This is a genomic window from Mesorhizobium sp. B3-1-8, assembly GCF_006439495.1.
GTDB lineage: Bacteria > Pseudomonadota > Alphaproteobacteria > Rhizobiales > Rhizobiaceae > Mesorhizobium.
Map to the genome: position 1 here is coordinate 92,058 of NZ_VFTK01000007.1, position 14,190 is coordinate 106,247.

Annotated in this window: 16 protein-coding genes and 1 pseudogene; 6 read left to right on the top strand and 11 right to left on the bottom strand. The window is 65.1% G+C overall.

Annotated elements, in window-relative coordinates; genetic code table 11:
* Positions 1-23: 23 nt before the first annotated feature.
* Positions 24-1,427, bottom strand: a complete 1,404-nt coding sequence (locus FJ424_RS08730) for an L-serine ammonia-lyase (protein WP_140653074.1) — start codon at positions 1,425-1,427, stop codon at positions 24-26.
* A gap of 119 nt (positions 1,428-1,546) precedes the next feature.
* Here FJ424_RS08730 and FJ424_RS08735 point away from each other — a divergent pair.
* A pseudogene (locus tag FJ424_RS08735) lies at positions 1,547-1,687 on the top strand (DUF599 family protein); the annotation flags it as partial.
* Between the two features lie 11 nt (positions 1,688-1,698).
* Here the strand turns inward: FJ424_RS08735 and FJ424_RS08740 are convergent.
* From FJ424_RS08740 to FJ424_RS08770, 7 genes are all read right to left on the bottom strand, one after another.
* Positions 1,699-2,496, bottom strand: a complete 798-nt coding sequence (locus FJ424_RS08740; protein WP_140653072.1) for a YdcF family protein — start codon at positions 2,494-2,496, stop codon at positions 1,699-1,701.
* 8 nt (positions 2,497-2,504) lie between these two features.
* Complete coding sequence (locus FJ424_RS08745) at positions 2,505-3,038, bottom strand: hypothetical protein (RefSeq protein WP_140653070.1); 534 nt, start codon at positions 3,036-3,038, stop codon at positions 2,505-2,507.
* 1 nt (position 3,039) lies between these two features.
* On the bottom strand, positions 3,040-4,605 hold the full coding sequence (locus tag FJ424_RS08750) for an amidase family protein (protein WP_140653068.1): 1,566 nt from the start codon (positions 4,603-4,605) through the stop codon (positions 3,040-3,042).
* Positions 4,605-5,063, bottom strand: a complete 459-nt coding sequence (locus tag FJ424_RS08755) for a GNAT family N-acetyltransferase (RefSeq protein ID WP_140653066.1) — start codon at positions 5,061-5,063, stop codon at positions 4,605-4,607. Before FJ424_RS08755 ends, FJ424_RS08750 begins: the two co-directional genes overlap by 1 nt.
* A 3-nt stretch (positions 5,064-5,066) precedes the next feature.
* Positions 5,067-5,354 (bottom strand): Asp-tRNA(Asn)/Glu-tRNA(Gln) amidotransferase subunit GatC, encoded by a 288-nt coding sequence (gene gatC / locus FJ424_RS08760; protein ID WP_140642765.1) that lies wholly within the window; start codon positions 5,352-5,354, stop codon positions 5,067-5,069.
* Between the two features lie 102 nt (positions 5,355-5,456).
* Complete coding sequence (locus tag FJ424_RS08765; protein ID WP_181182023.1) at positions 5,457-5,846, bottom strand: hypothetical protein; 390 nt, start codon at positions 5,844-5,846, stop codon at positions 5,457-5,459.
* Between the two features lie 60 nt (positions 5,847-5,906).
* A complete protein-coding gene (locus FJ424_RS08770; protein ID WP_140653062.1) occupies positions 5,907-6,614 on the bottom strand; it encodes a metal-dependent hydrolase in 708 nt (235 codons plus the stop codon).
* A 118-nt stretch (positions 6,615-6,732) separates the two neighbouring features.
* Between FJ424_RS08770 and ruvX the strand changes: the two genes are divergently transcribed.
* Positions 6,733-7,215, top strand: coding sequence for a Holliday junction resolvase RuvX (ruvX, locus tag FJ424_RS08775; RefSeq protein ID WP_140653060.1), 483 nt, complete (start codon positions 6,733-6,735; stop codon positions 7,213-7,215).
* Here the strand turns inward: ruvX and FJ424_RS08780 are convergent.
* The 3 genes from FJ424_RS08780 to FJ424_RS08790 form a co-directional block, all read right to left on the bottom strand.
* Positions 7,157-7,498 carry a DUF6105 family protein gene (locus FJ424_RS08780; protein ID WP_140653058.1) on the bottom strand — a complete coding sequence of 114 codons (342 nt, stop codon included), beginning with the start codon at positions 7,496-7,498 and terminating at the stop codon, positions 7,157-7,159. The genes ruvX and FJ424_RS08780 overlap by 59 nt on opposite strands.
* A complete protein-coding gene (locus FJ424_RS08785; protein WP_140653056.1) occupies positions 7,498-8,055 on the bottom strand; it encodes a hypothetical protein in 558 nt (185 codons plus the stop codon). The genes FJ424_RS08780 and FJ424_RS08785 overlap by 1 nt, the downstream gene beginning before the upstream one ends.
* Before the next feature lie 165 nt (positions 8,056-8,220).
* The gene (locus FJ424_RS08790) at positions 8,221-9,849 is read right to left on the bottom strand and encodes a DNA alkylation response protein (RefSeq protein ID WP_140653054.1); all 1,629 of its coding nucleotides are present in this window, start codon (positions 9,847-9,849) and stop codon (positions 8,221-8,223) included.
* Between the two features lie 181 nt (positions 9,850-10,030).
* Between FJ424_RS08790 and FJ424_RS08795 the strand changes: the two genes are divergently transcribed.
* The 4 genes from FJ424_RS08795 to dprA all read left to right on the top strand — a co-directional run bounded on the left by FJ424_RS08795 (position 10,031) and on the right by dprA (position 14,172).
* The gene (locus FJ424_RS08795; protein ID WP_140642779.1) at positions 10,031-10,996 is read left to right on the top strand and encodes an aspartate carbamoyltransferase catalytic subunit; all 966 of its coding nucleotides are present in this window, start codon (positions 10,031-10,033) and stop codon (positions 10,994-10,996) included.
* On the top strand, positions 10,993-12,279 hold the full coding sequence (locus FJ424_RS08800) for a dihydroorotase (RefSeq protein ID WP_140653052.1): 1,287 nt from the start codon (positions 10,993-10,995) through the stop codon (positions 12,277-12,279). Before FJ424_RS08795 ends, FJ424_RS08800 begins: the two co-directional genes overlap by 4 nt.
* A gap of 187 nt (positions 12,280-12,466) precedes the next feature.
* Complete coding sequence (plsY, locus tag FJ424_RS08805) at positions 12,467-13,048, top strand: glycerol-3-phosphate 1-O-acyltransferase PlsY (protein WP_140653050.1); 582 nt, start codon at positions 12,467-12,469, stop codon at positions 13,046-13,048.
* Positions 13,045-14,172 (top strand): DNA-processing protein DprA, encoded by a 1,128-nt coding sequence (gene dprA, locus FJ424_RS08810; protein ID WP_140653048.1) that lies wholly within the window; start codon positions 13,045-13,047, stop codon positions 14,170-14,172. Before plsY ends, dprA begins: the two co-directional genes overlap by 4 nt.
* Positions 14,173-14,190 lie beyond the last annotated feature (18 nt).

A 14,190-nucleotide genomic window follows, 5' to 3' on the forward strand; every position in this document is an offset into this window, starting at 1 on the left:
CAGCCTGGACTCTCGATGAGACCTCAGCACTCGACGACGTTGACCGCCAAGCCGCCGAGGCTGGTTTCCTTGTACTTCTCGTTCATGTCGAGGCCGGTCTGGCGCATGGTTTCGATCGCGGCATCGAGCGGCACAAAATGCGTGCCGTCGCCCTTGATGGCCAAGGAAGCGGCCGTCACCGCCTTCACCGCGCCCAGCGCGTTGCGTTCGATGCAGGGCACCTGCACCAGGCCGCCGACGGGATCGCACGTCATGCCGAGATGATGCTCGAGCGCGATCTCGGCGGCGTTCTCCACCTGCTCCGGCGTGCCGCCCATGACGGCGCACAGGCCGGCGGCGGCCATCGCCGAAGCCGAACCCACCTCGCCCTGGCAGCCGACCTCGGCGCCCGAGATCGAGGCGTTGGACTTGATGATGCCGCCGACGGCGGCGGCCGTCAGCAGGAAGTCGCGGATGCTCGGCTGGTCGGCTTCAGGATGGAAATGGAGCCAGTAGCGCAGCACTGCCGGCAACGTGCCGGCGGCGCCATTGGTCGGCGCGGTCACCACGCGCCCGCCGGCGGCGTTTTCCTCGTTGACCGCCATCGCATAAATCGACAGCCAGTCATTGGCGAGCAAGGGATTGGGCCGGTTCTGCTGCCACTGTTCCTGCAGCTTGTCGTGCAGCTGCCGCGCGCGGCGGCGCACCTTCAGCCCGCCCGGCATGATGCCGTCCTGCGACAAGCCGCGATCGATGCAGCCCTTCATTGCGCCCCAGATCGCGTCGAGGCCTTCGTCGAGCTCCTCGCGCGACATATGCTTTTCCTCGTTGGCACGCTTCATCTCGGCGATCGAAAGCCCGCTCTTGGCCGCCATCGCCAGCATTTCGACGGCATTCTTGAAGGGGTACGGCACGTTTTTGCCCTCGGTCGTCACCGAGCCCTTTGCCTTCATGCGTTGCAGCTCTTCCTCCGAAACGACGAAACCGCCGCCGATCGAATAATAGATGCGCTTGAGCAGCAGCCGGTCGAATGCGTCATAGGCATAGAAAGCCATGCCGTTGGCATGACCGGTCAGCGGCGTCTTGCGGTCGAGCACGAGGTCCTTGGCGGGATCGAAGCGGTATGCCGGGTGCCCGGGCGGCGAAATGCGCTTCTCCGCGCCGATGCGGGCGACGATGCCATCCGCCTCGTCCGGATCGACCGTCTGCGGCGTCTGGCCTGCCAGGCCGAGGACCACGGCCCGATCCGAGCCGTGGCCGATGCCGGTATAGGCGAGCGAGCCATGCAGGCTGGCGCCGATGCGGTCGACCTTGACGCCGGCGGGACGAGGCCAGTCACCGGCCAGGATCTCGTCGAGGAACCGGCGCGCGGCCGTCATCGGCCCCATCGTGTGCGAGCTCGACGGGCCGATGCCGATCTTGAACAGGTCGAAAACCGAAAGGAACACGGGGGCGTTGTCTCCTGAGGGTCGCTTGAAACCTACATATAGGAATTCCCGGGATGTTTCCGCTGTTTTGCATGCTGCGGCGCGGCGGCTGCCGACCTTGTTTGCTCCGCCAGCGACATCACTTCAACTCGGGCCTGCGCGCCGTCTTCTTCTCGATCGGCTATCTCGGCTGGTTCGTCGATCCGGTGGTGTTCGTGGTGTCGACGCTGGTGCTGTTTGCCGTGCTGGTGCGCCGTCAGTTCTTCTCCGCGGCGCGGTAGGCGGTGCTCGGTCAGCCGCCCGGCCCGGGGAAGAACTGATCGATCCTGCCGGACAGCCTGTAGGCGAAAAGCCCAATCCACTCGCGCACCGCAATGGTGGTCGCCTGCACCGAGTCGACCGGATTGTCGCGGTAGAAGCCGACGCCTTCCCTGCCCGAGGTGCGATAATCGACCGGCCACGGAATGGTGGCAAAACCCGCCTTGTCGAACAGCGCCTTGGCGCGCGGCATGTGGAAAGCCGAGGTGACCAGCAGCCAGGTCTCGCCCGGTTTCGGCTCGACGAGATTCCGCGAGAAGACAGCATTCTCGTAAGTGTTGCGGGATTTGTCCTCGAGGATCATGCGATCGGCCGAAACGCCGAGCGCCCCGAGCAGCCGCGGTGCCGTGTCGGCGTCGCCCTCGCCGTCGAGGAAAAGCGAACCGTTGCCGCCGGACACGACGACCTTCGCTTGGGGAAAGTGCCTCGCCAGGATCGCGGTCTCGACCATGCGGTCGCCGCTGCTGTTCAGCTCATAGCCGCCGCGCGCCAGGTTGATGGCGCCCTCGAAGCCGCCGCCAAGCACGACGATGCCATCGACCTTTTCCGGTAGTGGCGGCTTGGGGAAGCGTTCTTCGAGCGGGGTCAACATCATCGCGCCAACCGACGTCCAGGCCGAAAGCATCAGGATCAGAAAAGCCAGCACGCTGCCGGTTGCAGCCAGCCGCCGGCGCCCGAACAGCGCCGCAAGCAGGCCGGCGAGCAGCAGGAAGATGGCCAGATTGATCGGCTGGATGAAGAACCAGAGAATCTTGGAAAGATAGTAGAACACGCTTGGCACTACCGCGCATAGGAATGGTTGATGGCGGTAAATCGCCTAACGGCTTCCGCCACCGCTTCAGCTTCGGGCCGGCTCAGTTCCCGGCCAAAGGAGATTGAACCTGTTGCGCCGGTCAAACGGACAACTTCCTTCAGGCCGGCCTCGTCGGTCGGATAGGGATGGTTCAGGATTTCGACCGAGAGCGGCCCACTGAAGGTCAGGGAGGCGCGATCGGGAAGCGGGCTGCCCCTGGTTTCGCGGAGCACGGTGGTTTTGGTGACGCGCAGCTCTTCCCCGGCGCAAGCCAGCCACAGCAATTCCTTGCCGAGGAAATAGGCGAACAACCCGACGACAGCCAGGAATGAAACAAGACCAACGAGGCCCATCGCGATCGTCGCCGGCGACCTGTCGAAGAACCCCCAATACGCGGTGACGGCGACAATCCCGACAGAGAGCAGGACAAAGCCTGTCCTTATGGCCGAACGCCGCGGCGGGTTGCCGATGATCAGTTCGCCCGCCGTCTCGACAATGGATATGCGAGACGGGGCCGACATCCTACCACCATTTCTCCGGCTGGAATCTGCCCGCGGCCTTTTCGATCACATGCGCTGTCTGGAACAGCGTTTCCTCGTCGAACGGGCGACCGATCAGCTGCAGGCCGAGCGGCAGGCCCTTGCCGTCGAGGCCGGCCGGCACCGAAATGCCCGGAAGACCCGCCATGTTCACGGTCACGGTGAAGATGTCGTTGAGGTACATCTTGACCGGATCGGAAGCCATGTCCTCGTCGGCGACGCCGAAGGCGGCCGACGGTGTCGCAGGCGTCAGGATGACGTCGACGCCGGCGGCAAAGACGTTCTCGAAGTCGCGCTTGATCAGCGTGCGCACCTTTTGCGCTTGCAGATAGTAGGCGTCGTAGTAGCCGGCCGACAGCACATAGGTGCCGATCATGATGCGACGCTTGACCTCGCGACCGAAGCCGGCGGCACGCGTCTTCTCATACATGTCGATGATGTCCTTGCCGGGCACGCGCAGGCCGTAGCGCACGCCGTCATAGCGGGCGAGGTTCGACGACGCCTCGGCGGGTGCCACGATATAGTAGGCGGGCAAGGCATATTTGGTGTGCGGCAGGGAGATATCGACGATCTCGGCGCCGGCATCCTTCAGCCAGGCGATGCCCTTCTGCCAGAGCGCCTCGATGTCTTCCGGCATGCCGTCGACGCGGTACTCCTTCGGAATGCCGACCTTCATGCCCCTGACCGGCTTGCCGATCGCCGCTTCATAGTCCGGCACCGGGCGGTCGACCGAGGTCGTGTCCTTCGGATCGACGGAAGCCATCGACTTCAACAGGATGGCGGCGTCGCGCACGTCGCGCGCGATCGGCCCCGCCTGGTCTAGCGAGGAAGCGAAGGCGACGACGCCCCAGCGCGAGCAGCGCCCGTAAGTCGGCTTGATGCCGACCGTGGCCGTGAAGGCGGCTGGCTGGCGGATCGAGCCGCCGGTGTCGGTGGCGGTGGCGCCCGCGCAGAGGAAGGCGGCCACGGACGATGCCGAGCCGCCGGACGAGCCGCCCGGCACCAACTGGGCATTGTCCAAGGTCCGCGCCGTCTTCGTGCCGCCGGCGGAAACAAAGCCACCGTCGCCCTGATGCGTCGTCGGCATGACGACCGTGTCGAGGCGCGAACGCCGCCACGGATTGATCACCGGGCCGTAATAGGAGGTCTCGTTCGACGAGCCCATGGCGAACTCGTCCATGTTGAGCTTGCCGAGCATCACCGCGCCGTCGGCCCACAGGTTGCTGGTCACGGTCGATTCGTAGCGCGGCTTGAAGCCGTCCAGCACATGGCTGCAGGCCTGGGTGTGGATGCCTTGGGTAGCGAACAGGTCCTTGATGCCGAGCGGAATGCCTTCCAGCGCGCCGCCCTCGCCCGTGGCGAGCCTGGCATCGGAAGCCTTGGCCATGTCGCGCGCCTTGTCGGCGGTGACAGCCACATAGGCGTTGAGCACGGGATTGGCGCGATCGATCGCCGCGAGATAGGCCTCGGTGATCTCGGCCGCGGTGATCTCCTTGCCGCGCAGCTTGGAGCGGGCCTCGGAAATGGTGAGATGTGTGAGATCGCTCATCAGGCAAGGCTCTTTTCGTAAAACACCGACCATTCGGAGTCGGGATAATCCAGCACCGGTCCGCAACGCGAGAATCCGGCGCGCTCATAAACGGTCCAGGCGGCAGGGTGCCGATCGCCGGTTTCGAGAACCAGACGCTTCAGCCCTTCCTTCCGGGCAAGCGCCTCGACACGTCCGACGATCTCGGCGCCGATCTTGCGGCCGCGGTGCGAAGGCCGCGTATACATGCGCTTGACCTCGCCGGTGGCATCGTCATGGCGCTTGAGCGCGCCGCAGCCGACGGCAAGGCCGTGGTCGCGGGCGATGAACACCGTCGTATCCATGTCCGCCATCTGCTCGACGGTGAGATGATAGCAATGCTCGGGCGGCGTCAGCTCGAGCAGCGCGGCGTTGAGTTCGGCGATCAGCGCACGCACGTCGTCCTGCAAAGGCGTCTCGATGGCGATCTCGACAGCCACAGCCTACTCCACCACCTTCGGAACGAGGAAGAAGTTCTCTTCCGTCGCCGGCGCGTTGGCGACGATGTCGGCGGCCTTGTTGCCGTCGGTCACGGCATCCTGGCGCTTCTTCATCTCCATCGGCGTGACCGAGGTCATCGGCTCGACGCCCGAGACATCGACCTCGTTCAATTGCTCGACGAAGCCGAGGATGGCGTTCAATTCGCCGGTCATGCGCTCGGCGTCCTGCTCGCTCACCGCGATACGGGCAAGGTGCGCGACGCGCTTCACGGTCTGGAGATCAACGGACATGTTCTTTTCGCCTCGGGAAAGCCAGTGCGGGCTATAGCGGCGCCGCGCTCAGCGCGCAACATGGATGATGCCGGAGCGGTCGGCACGCGGCCACCCGCTCGGCTACTGAGGCAGCGCCACGCCTTCGCAATGATAGTAGCTGCCGCCGTTGCCGGACCGCGCACCCTCATCGTCGACCGGCCGGACCGAGACAAGGTCGATCTGTTTTGCGTTTACCGGGGTGACCGAAAGCACGTCCGGAAACACATGGTCGGGTTCCCGGCAGATCGCGGTCACGGCCCAGCTCGGCGCGCTGCGTGCCTTGCTGACCTGGAGGAACTCGCAATAGTACTCGACCCCTTGCAATCCCTTAGCCGTCAGCACGATGTTGCCGGCGTCGATCACGGTCTGCAGCGTCTCGTTCTTGGCCTTGTCGCAGAGATCCTCGGATTGCAGGTAGACGCCCTCGATGAAATCGTCAGCCGCCGGCGCCGGCGTTGCCGCGACCAGCATCGAAACGCAAAGAGTCTGTCTCAAGGCTATGATTTTATTCCAGATTCCTGACGGAGAAACCTAGATCGTGACCGCCTTGCCTATTTCCGGCAACGCTACCTTGACGCCCGACCCTTCCATGCCGGTGACGAACTTGTCGGCGGTCTGATCGATCATCGAGAAAGTGCCGAAATGGCAGGGAACGACTGTGTCGAAGCCGAAGAAGCGGCGGCAGGCAAGCGCCGCCACCGCACCGCCCATGGTAAAGCGGTCACCGATCGGCACGATGCCGATCTTCGGCTCGTGCAGCTCGTTGATCAGCCCCATGTCGGAGAAGATGTCGGTGTCGCCCATGTGGTAGAGCGTCTTGTCCTCGGGAAAGTGCAGGACAAGCCCGCCCGGATTGCCGAGATAGGTGTTCGTGCCGCCCTCACCGCCGAAGGAGGACGAATGCAACGCCTGCACGAAAGTGGTGGTGAACGGCCCGCAATCGACCGTGCCGCCGAGATTGCCCGGATTGATCTTGTCGCCGCTGACCCCCTGGCCGACGAGATACATGCAGATCTCGAAATTGGCGACCAGCATGGCGCCGCTTTTCTTCAACACCTCGACCGCGCCGCTGACATGGTCGTTGTGGCCGTGGGTCAGGAGCACATGGGTCACGCCCTCAGCCGGCCCTTCCCAGCCGTCCGTCCAGGACGGGTTGCCGACCAGATAGGGGTCGATGAGAATGGTGGCGTCCTTGGTCTCGACGCGGAATGCCGAATGTCCGTACCAGGTCAGTTTCATGAATGCTTCCTCGATTTTTCCGTTGCCGGAAGATAGAACGCTCCCGGCAAATTGAAAGTAGCGCGGCGCTTCTCACCGTCAAAAGAATGTGTGACGCCCGGATGTCAGGAAAAAGCCGTTGGGCATTATTTCAATCGAGGAACTGCCGGAACGGCTTGCCGGCGGCAGGACGCTCGCCGGGCTCGATCTCGGCGACAAGACGATCGGCGTGGCGGTTTCCGATCGCGTGCTGTCCTTCGCCCATCCGCGCCCGGTCATCCTGCGCAAGAAGTTTTCGCTCGATGCCGCCCAGTTGCTCGCTCAGTTCGAGAAGGACAATGTCGGCGCCGTCGTGCTCGGCCTGCCGGTCAACATGGACGGCTCGGAAGGACCGCGGGCCCAGAAATCGCGCGCCTTCGTCCGCAACATGGCGCCGCTGTCGGACCTGCCCTTCGTGCTGTGGGACGAGCGGCTGTCGACGGTCGCTGCTGAACGCACACTGATCGAGATGGATTTCTCGCGCAAGAAGCGCGCCGGCAAGATCGATTCGGCGGCCGCCGCCTTTATTCTGCAGGGAGCGTTGGACCGGCTTCAGTCGCTCGGCCGAACCGACCGGAGCTGATATCGCCCTGCCGGCGCTGTCTGATCCATTCGGCGATGTTGCGCCGGCGGCGGAAGACCCAAAGCCCCATCAGCAGGAAAAAGTCGAAAATGCAGGTCCGCGCCACCATGCCGGGGATAATGGCCGGATCGATGCCCAGCATCTGGCCATAGAGCTCGAAGACGAAATCATGCAGCTGGCGGCTCAGCATCACATAGCCGAAATTCATGTCGTTGAGCGACAGGAAGAACCATCCCCAGAAGATGGCCATCGGAGCGGCCCACAGTGCGAACAGCGTGCGCATCAGCGGCTGCCTCCTGGCTTGCGTTCCGGGCGGCCGGATATGCGGGAAAGGAGCGAGCTGTGCGCGGCGCCCATCGCCATGCGCGAGGCGGCGCGAACATCGCCCTCCGGCAAATTCATTGCGGCGAAGGTGGAGCGCCGTTCGGCCAGCACGGCGACGTAGGAAGCAAGCAGCGCCGTCATCTGTATGGCGACGATCATGAACAGGCCGTCGACGCCTTGCGCCACGCCGCCGATGAGGATCAGCGAAAGCAGGAAAGATGCCGAGATGAAGGCGATCCGCGCCACGCTCTCGCCCGCGTCCGGCCTTGCCGCCGCGTTCAGCAGCGTTTCGACGAAGGTCCAGCAGAACAGCACCGCGACGGTCAAAAGCGCGACCGAAAGCGGCGCGACCACGGCGGCATTTTCAAACTGCGGAAACCGGTTCCCCTGGACTGAGAGGCCGAGCACGCCAAGCGCCGCCGCTATGCCGCGGCTTCCGTCTATGCAGATATAGGCAAGCAGGGCGAAAACCACCGCCCAATGCAAGGCCAGAACTGAGCTCAACACGTGCCGCATACGCTTCCCGCTGGCGGAGCTCGGGGGGTCATGGTTAACCGTTCCCTACTCCAGCAAGCGGAGATTGGGCTTTGCAACGGTTCGCCGCAACGGAAACCATTTGTTAAGGTTAACAGCTATCCACAGATCGGCAATCCGCCTTTGGGGGCATGATGCCGAAAAGGATCAGGTCACCGGCGGATAGAGCGTGTCGATGATCATGCGCGCGTCGTGGCGCGAATCGAGCATGCCGTAGGTGGTGCGCCACTGGCCGCCGAGCCGGGTTTCGACGAAGGCGTCGGCGATCCGCCCTGCCCCCAACCTGCGAAGCTCCGCCGCGGCGGCCGAAAGCGCCAGCTGTTCGGTGAGCAGCCGCGCCGAGCCCTGGTCGGTCGCGGCGACCTGCATGGCGGCTTTCAGCACGCCGATGGTGCCGCGCCCGCCGGTGCCGAGATCGCGGTCGATGCCGGTTAGCACCTCCTCGAACAGGCCGGGCGCGCGGCCAAGCACGCGCAGCACGTCGAGCGCCATGACATTGCCCGAGCCCTCCCAGATCGCGTTGACCGGCGCCTCCCGGTAGTAGCGGGCAAGCGGCGCTTCCTCGACATAGCCGTTGCCGCCAAGGCATTCCATCGCCTCGTAAAGCAGCTGCGGCGCGATCTTGCAGACCCAGTATTTGACGACAGGCGTCATGGCGCGGGCAAAGGCCGCCTCGCCGCGATCGCTTGCCGCCTCGTCGAAAGAGCGCGCCAGCCGGAACGACAGCGCCGTGGCCGCGGCGACATCGAGCGCCATGTCGGCCAGAACCCGCTGCATCAGCGGCTGGTCGATCAGGCTGGAGCCGAACACCTGGCGATGACGCGTGTGATGGACGGCCTCGGCGAGGCCCGCCCGCATCAGCGCCGACGAAGCGACAGCGCAGTCGAGCCTGGTCAGCGTCACCATGTCCATGATCGTCTTCACGCCGGCGCCTGGGTCGCCGACCATCTCGCCGATCGCGTTGACGAACTCCACCTCCGACGAGGCGTTCGAGCGGTTGCCGAGCTTGTCCTTCAGACGCTGGAAGCGGAAGCCGTTGCCGGAGCCGTCGCCCAGGATGCGCGGCACGAGGAAGCAGGACAGTCCCTCTGGCGCCTGACCGAGCACCAGGAAGGCATCCGACATCGGCGCCGACATGAACCATTTGTGGCCGGTCAACCGGTAGAACCCGCTTCCCGTGCGCTCCGCCCTGGTGGTGTTGGCGCGCACATCGGTGCCGCCCTGCTTCTCGGTCATGCCCATGCCGAGCGTCAGTCCGGTCTTTTGCACCGGAGGCTTCTGTGTCTGGTCATATTTGCGCGTCGTTACGCGCGGCGCCCATTCGCGGAAAAGCTTCGGACTTGCCATCAAGGCCGCCAGCGAGGCGCTGGTCATGGTGATGGGACAAAGATGCCCGGTCTCGAGCTCGGCGGTCAGATAAAAGCGCGCCGCCCTCACCTGATGGCGACGGCCGATCTCGGCATCGCCGTTTTCCCACACGGAAGAATGCAGCCCACCGGCGACCGAGCGGCGCATCAAGGCGTGATAGGCCGGATGGTATTCGACCAGGTCGAGGCGGCGGCCCTGGCGGTCATGCGTCCGCAATTTCGGCGTGTCGGTGTTGGCGAGGCGGGCGAGCTCCTGCGCCTCCTGCGTCATGACGAAACGGCCAAGCCCGTCGAGATCCTTGCGCACGGGGTCGGAAAAACGCTCGGCAAGCTGGATGAGCAACGGATCGCCCCGCCATGCGTTGCCGCCCGTCAACGGCGGCGGCTGGTTGATCACCTCGTCGGTCAAGCCCAATCCTTCGTCTGGTAGGGAGGTCCTATCATTTTAGGCCGCGGTCGCGAATCCGAAGCCACTGGGCCTTATAGCCCAAGCCATGCAAGGCGCGCGACGAAAATACCGGGGAGAACGCTCGCAATCCAAAGCTGGCGCTTGCGGCAGGCCGGACCGCACCCTATAGCAGCGCCTTGAGATGACCGACGCTTCGTCCCTGCCGCTCTTTCCCCACCGCCATCTTCTAGGCATCCGCGATCTTTCCCCCGCCGATATCGAGCTGCTGCTCGATCGGGCGGACCAGGCCGTGGCGATCTCGCGGCAATCGGAAAAGAAGACCTCGACGCTGCGCGGCCGAACCCAGATCAACCTGTTCTATGAGGCGTCGACCCGCACGCAGTCGTCCTTCGAACTGGCCGGGAAAAGGCTTGGCGCCGACGTCATGAACATGTCGGTGGCAAGCTCTTCGGTGAAGAAGGGCGAGACGCTGATCGATACCGCAATGACGCTCAACGCCATGCGCCCGGACATCCTCATCATCCGCCACCAGTCGGCCGGCGCGGCGGCGCTCCTGGCACAGAAGGTCGGCTGCTCGGTGGTCAATGCCGGCGACGGCGCGCACGAGCACCCGACGCAGGCGCTGCTCGATGCGCTGACCATCCGCCGCGCCAAGGGGCCGCTGTCGAAGCTGATCGTGGCGATCTGCGGCGACATCCTGCATTCGCGCGTCGCCCGCTCCAACATCATGCTTTTGAACGCGCTTGGCGCGCAGGTGCGCGTCGTCGCGCCCTCGACATTGCTGCCGTCCGGCATCGACAGGATGGGCGTGATCGTCGCGCGCTCGATGGCCGAGGGCCTGAAGGATGCCGACGTCGTCATGATGCTGCGCCTGCAGCGCGAGCGCATGGAAGGCGCGTTCGTGCCGTCGATCCGCGAATATTTCCACTATTTCGGCCTGGATGCCGAAAAGCTGAAGGCCGCCAAGGACGATGCGCTGGTCATGCATCCCGGTCCGATGAATCGTGGCGTGGAAATCGCCTCCGAAATCGCCGATGGGCCGCAAAGCGTCATCCAGGAACAGGTGGAGATGGGGGTCGCCGTACGCATGGCGGTCATGGAAGCTCTGCTCGACCCGCGCCGCAACCATGAGGGGCGCGGCGCATGAGCGTGACCGTCTTCAGCAAGGCGCACATTGTCGACCCGTCGCGCGGCGTCGACGAGATCGGCAGCGTCATCGTCGACGGCCGCAGAATCGTCGCGGCCGGAAAGGCGGCATTGAACCAGGGCGTGCCGGAAGGCGCCGCCGTCGTCGACTGCGCCGGCAAGACGATCATTCCGGGCCTTGTCGACGCGCGCGTCTTCATCGGCGAACCAGGCGGCGAACATCGCGAAACCATCGCCTCGGCAAGCGTGGCGGCGGCGGCGGGCGGCGTCACCTCCGTCGTCATGATGCCGGACACCGATCCGGTGATCGACAATGTGGCGCTGGTCGAATTCGTGCTGCGCACGGCACGCGACACCGCAAGCGTCAACATCTTTCCGGCGGCCGCGATCACCAAGGGCCTCGAAGGCCGCGAAATGACCGAATTCGGCCTGCTGCGCGCAGCCGGCGCCGTTGCCTACACCGACGGCCGCCACACGATCGCCAATGCGCTGGTGATGCGCCGCGCGCTCACCTACGCCCGCGATTTCGGCGGTGTGATCGCGCATGAAACCCAGGATGCCGACCTCGCCTCGTCCGGTGTGATGAACGAGGGGCTCTACGCAAGCTGGCTTGGCCTCTCTGGCGTCCCGCGCGAGGCCGAGCTCATTCCTCTTGAACGCGACCTGGCACTGGCCCGGTTGACCGGTGGCGCCTACCACGCCGCCAAGATCTCGTCGGCGATGGCGGCCGGCGCGGTGAACAGGGCCAAGACCGACGGCGCCAATGTCACGGCCGGCGTCGCCATCCACAACCTGTCGCTCAACGAGAATGACGTCGGCGAATACCGCACCTTCTTCCGGCTGACCCCGCCCTTGCGCGCCGAGGACGACCGGCTGGCGATGATCGAGGCGATCAAGGACGGCACGATCGACATCATCGTCTCCTCGCACGACCCTCAGGACGTCGACACCAAGCGCCTGCCCTTTGCCGATGCCGCCGCCGGCGCTATCGGGCTGGAGACGCTGCTTGGCGCAGCACTTCGGCTCTACCACAATGCCGACGTGCCGTTGCTGAGGCTGATCGAGACGCTGTCCACGGCGCCGGCAAGACTGTTCGGCCTGCCGGGCGGCACGCTGAAGCCGGGCGCGCCGGCCGATCTCGTACTTGTCGACGTCGACGAGCCGTGGATCGTCAGCGAAAGCGGTCTGCGATCGCGCTCGAAGAACACCTGTTTCGAAGGCGCGCGCCTGCAGGGCAAGGTCTTGCAGACGATGGTTGCGGGACGCACGGTGTTTTCCGCATAGACCACCCACCGCTTTGAGCCCTGTCTGGCCTGCCCCTGCACAGAGTTGCTTGGCGAACCCTCCCGACTCTACCATTATGACCAACTGATGCCTGAGCAGAGCTAGCTCTTGCAAACCATGGTTGCATAACGCACAGTATCTCAATCCTAGAGCGAGCAGCCGGAGCACAGGAAATAAGGGGGAAACAATGGGTTACGCGGTCGCGCTCGTCTTCGGCTATCTGCTCGGCTCGATCCCGTTCGGGCTCCTGATCACCCGCGCGGCCGGGCTCGGCGACGTTCGCAAGATCGGCTCCGGCAATATCGGCGCGACCAATGTGCTGAGGACGGGCAATAAAGGGCTCGCTGCCGCCACGCTGCTGCTCGATGCGCTGAAAGGCACGGCCGCGGTGCTGGTCGCCGGGCATTTTTCGCCGGACTTCGGCCTGTTGGCCGGCTTCGGCGCTTTCCTCGGACATCTCTTCCCGGTCTGGCTCGGCTTCAAGGGCGGCAAGGGCGTCGCCACCTATCTGGGCGTGCTGCTCGGCCTTGCCTGGCAAGGCATGCTGGTCTTCGCCGTCGTCTGGCTCGCAATGGCCTTCCTGTTCCGCTATTCCTCGCTGGCGGCGCTGGCGGCGGCGGTCATTGTGCCGATCGCGCTCTATTTCATAAGCACGCCGCAGATCGCCGGCCTGTTCGCCGTGATGAGCCTGATCGTCATCGTCAAGCATCATGCCAACATCTCGAGGCTGCTGGCCGGCACCGAAGGCAAGATCGGGGCGAAGGGATGAGCGCGCCGGCCGCCGGCCCGCGCCTCAGCGACCGGCAGCGGCTTGCCTGGCTTCGCCTGATCCGCACGCCCAATGTCGGCCCGGCCTCGTTTCGCGAGTTGATCAACCGCTTCGGCTCGGCCGAAGCCGCGCTTGAAATGCTGCCCGAACTGATGATCTCCGGCGGCGCCAATCGTATCGTCCGCATCCCTTCCGTCGCCGAGGCCGAAGCCGAGCTGGACGCCGCCCGGCGCGCCGGCGCCCGCTTCGTCGGCATTGGCGAGGCCGATTATCCGCCCTTGCTGAAGACCCTCGACAATCCGCCGCCGCTGCTGGCGGTGAAGGGCGAAGGCGCGGTCTTCCGCCTGCCGGCGGTGGCGATTGTCGGCGCCCGAAATGCCTCGCTGGCCGGCATCAAGATGGCGCGCATGCTGGCAGCCGATCTCGGCCGCGAAGGCTACGTCATCGTTTCCGGTCTGGCGCGCGGCATCGACACGGCCGCGCACAAGGGCAGCGTTTCGACCGGCACCATCGGCGTGCTGGCCGGCGGGCTCGATGTCCCCTACCCGTCCGAGAATGCCGGCCTGTGCGATGAGATCGCCGATCGTGGCGGCGCCATCGTTTCGGAAATGCCCTTCGCCTGGCAGCCGCGCTCCCAGGATTTCCCGCGCCGCAACCGCCTGGTCGCCGGCATGGCGCTTGGACTTGTGGTGGTCGAGGCCGCACAGCGCTCCGGCTCGCTGATCAGCGCCCGCCTCGCCAATGAAATGGGCCGGCTGGTCTTCGCCGTGCCGGGCTCGCCGCTCGATCCGCGCGCCGCCGGCTGCAACGCTCTGCTCAAGGACGGCGTCACGCTCGTCACCGAGGCCGCCGATGTGCTCGGCGCGCTGGCGCCGCTTGCCGGCACCCGGGCTCCAAGAACCGCTCCAATTGCCGAGGCGCCCGACATATCCGCCATGCCGCCGCCCGGCGAAAGCGACCGCGCCGATGTGCTGGAAGCGCTTGGGCCCACGCCGACAGGCATAGACGAGATCATCCGCCACACGGGATTAAGCGCCGCGCAGATTGCGATGGTGCTTCTTGAACTCGACCTGGCGGGACGGCTCGAGCGCCACGCCGGCGGAAATGTGTCGCTGATCGCGTGATCCGCGGACTGCCGCAAC

Bases quoted from the DNA above. Each gene is read 5' to 3' on its own strand.
- FJ424_RS08765 (WP_181182023.1), bottom strand. From the start codon at position 5,846: ATGCTGGTCGCGGCAACGCCGGCGCCGGCGGCTGACGATTTCATCGAG.
- plsY (WP_140653050.1), top strand. From the start codon at position 12,467: ATGGGTTACGCGGTCGCGCTCGTCTTCGGCTATCTGCTCGGCTCGATC.
- FJ424_RS08745 (WP_140653070.1), bottom strand. From the start codon at position 3,038: ATGTCGGCCCCGTCTCGCATATCCATTGTCGAGACGGCGGGCGAACTG.
- FJ424_RS08800 (WP_140653052.1), top strand. From the start codon at position 10,993: ATGAGCGTGACCGTCTTCAGCAAGGCGCACATTGTCGACCCGTCGCGC.
- FJ424_RS08750 (WP_140653068.1), bottom strand. From the start codon at position 4,605: ATGAGCGATCTCACACATCTCACCATTTCCGAGGCCCGCTCCAAGCTG.
- FJ424_RS08770 (WP_140653062.1), bottom strand. From the start codon at position 6,614: ATGAAACTGACCTGGTACGGACATTCGGCATTCCGCGTCGAGACCAAG.
- FJ424_RS08795 (WP_140642779.1), top strand. From the start codon at position 10,031: ATGACCGACGCTTCGTCCCTGCCGCTCTTTCCCCACCGCCATCTTCTA.
- dprA (WP_140653048.1), top strand. From the start codon at position 13,045: ATGAGCGCGCCGGCCGCCGGCCCGCGCCTCAGCGACCGGCAGCGGCTT.
- FJ424_RS08780 (WP_140653058.1), bottom strand. From the start codon at position 7,498: ATGCGCACGCTGTTCGCACTGTGGGCCGCTCCGATGGCCATCTTCTGG.
- gatC (WP_140642765.1), bottom strand. From the start codon at position 5,354: ATGTCCGTTGATCTCCAGACCGTGAAGCGCGTCGCGCACCTTGCCCGT.
- FJ424_RS08785 (WP_140653056.1), bottom strand. From the start codon at position 8,055: ATGCGGCACGTGTTGAGCTCAGTTCTGGCCTTGCATTGGGCGGTGGTT.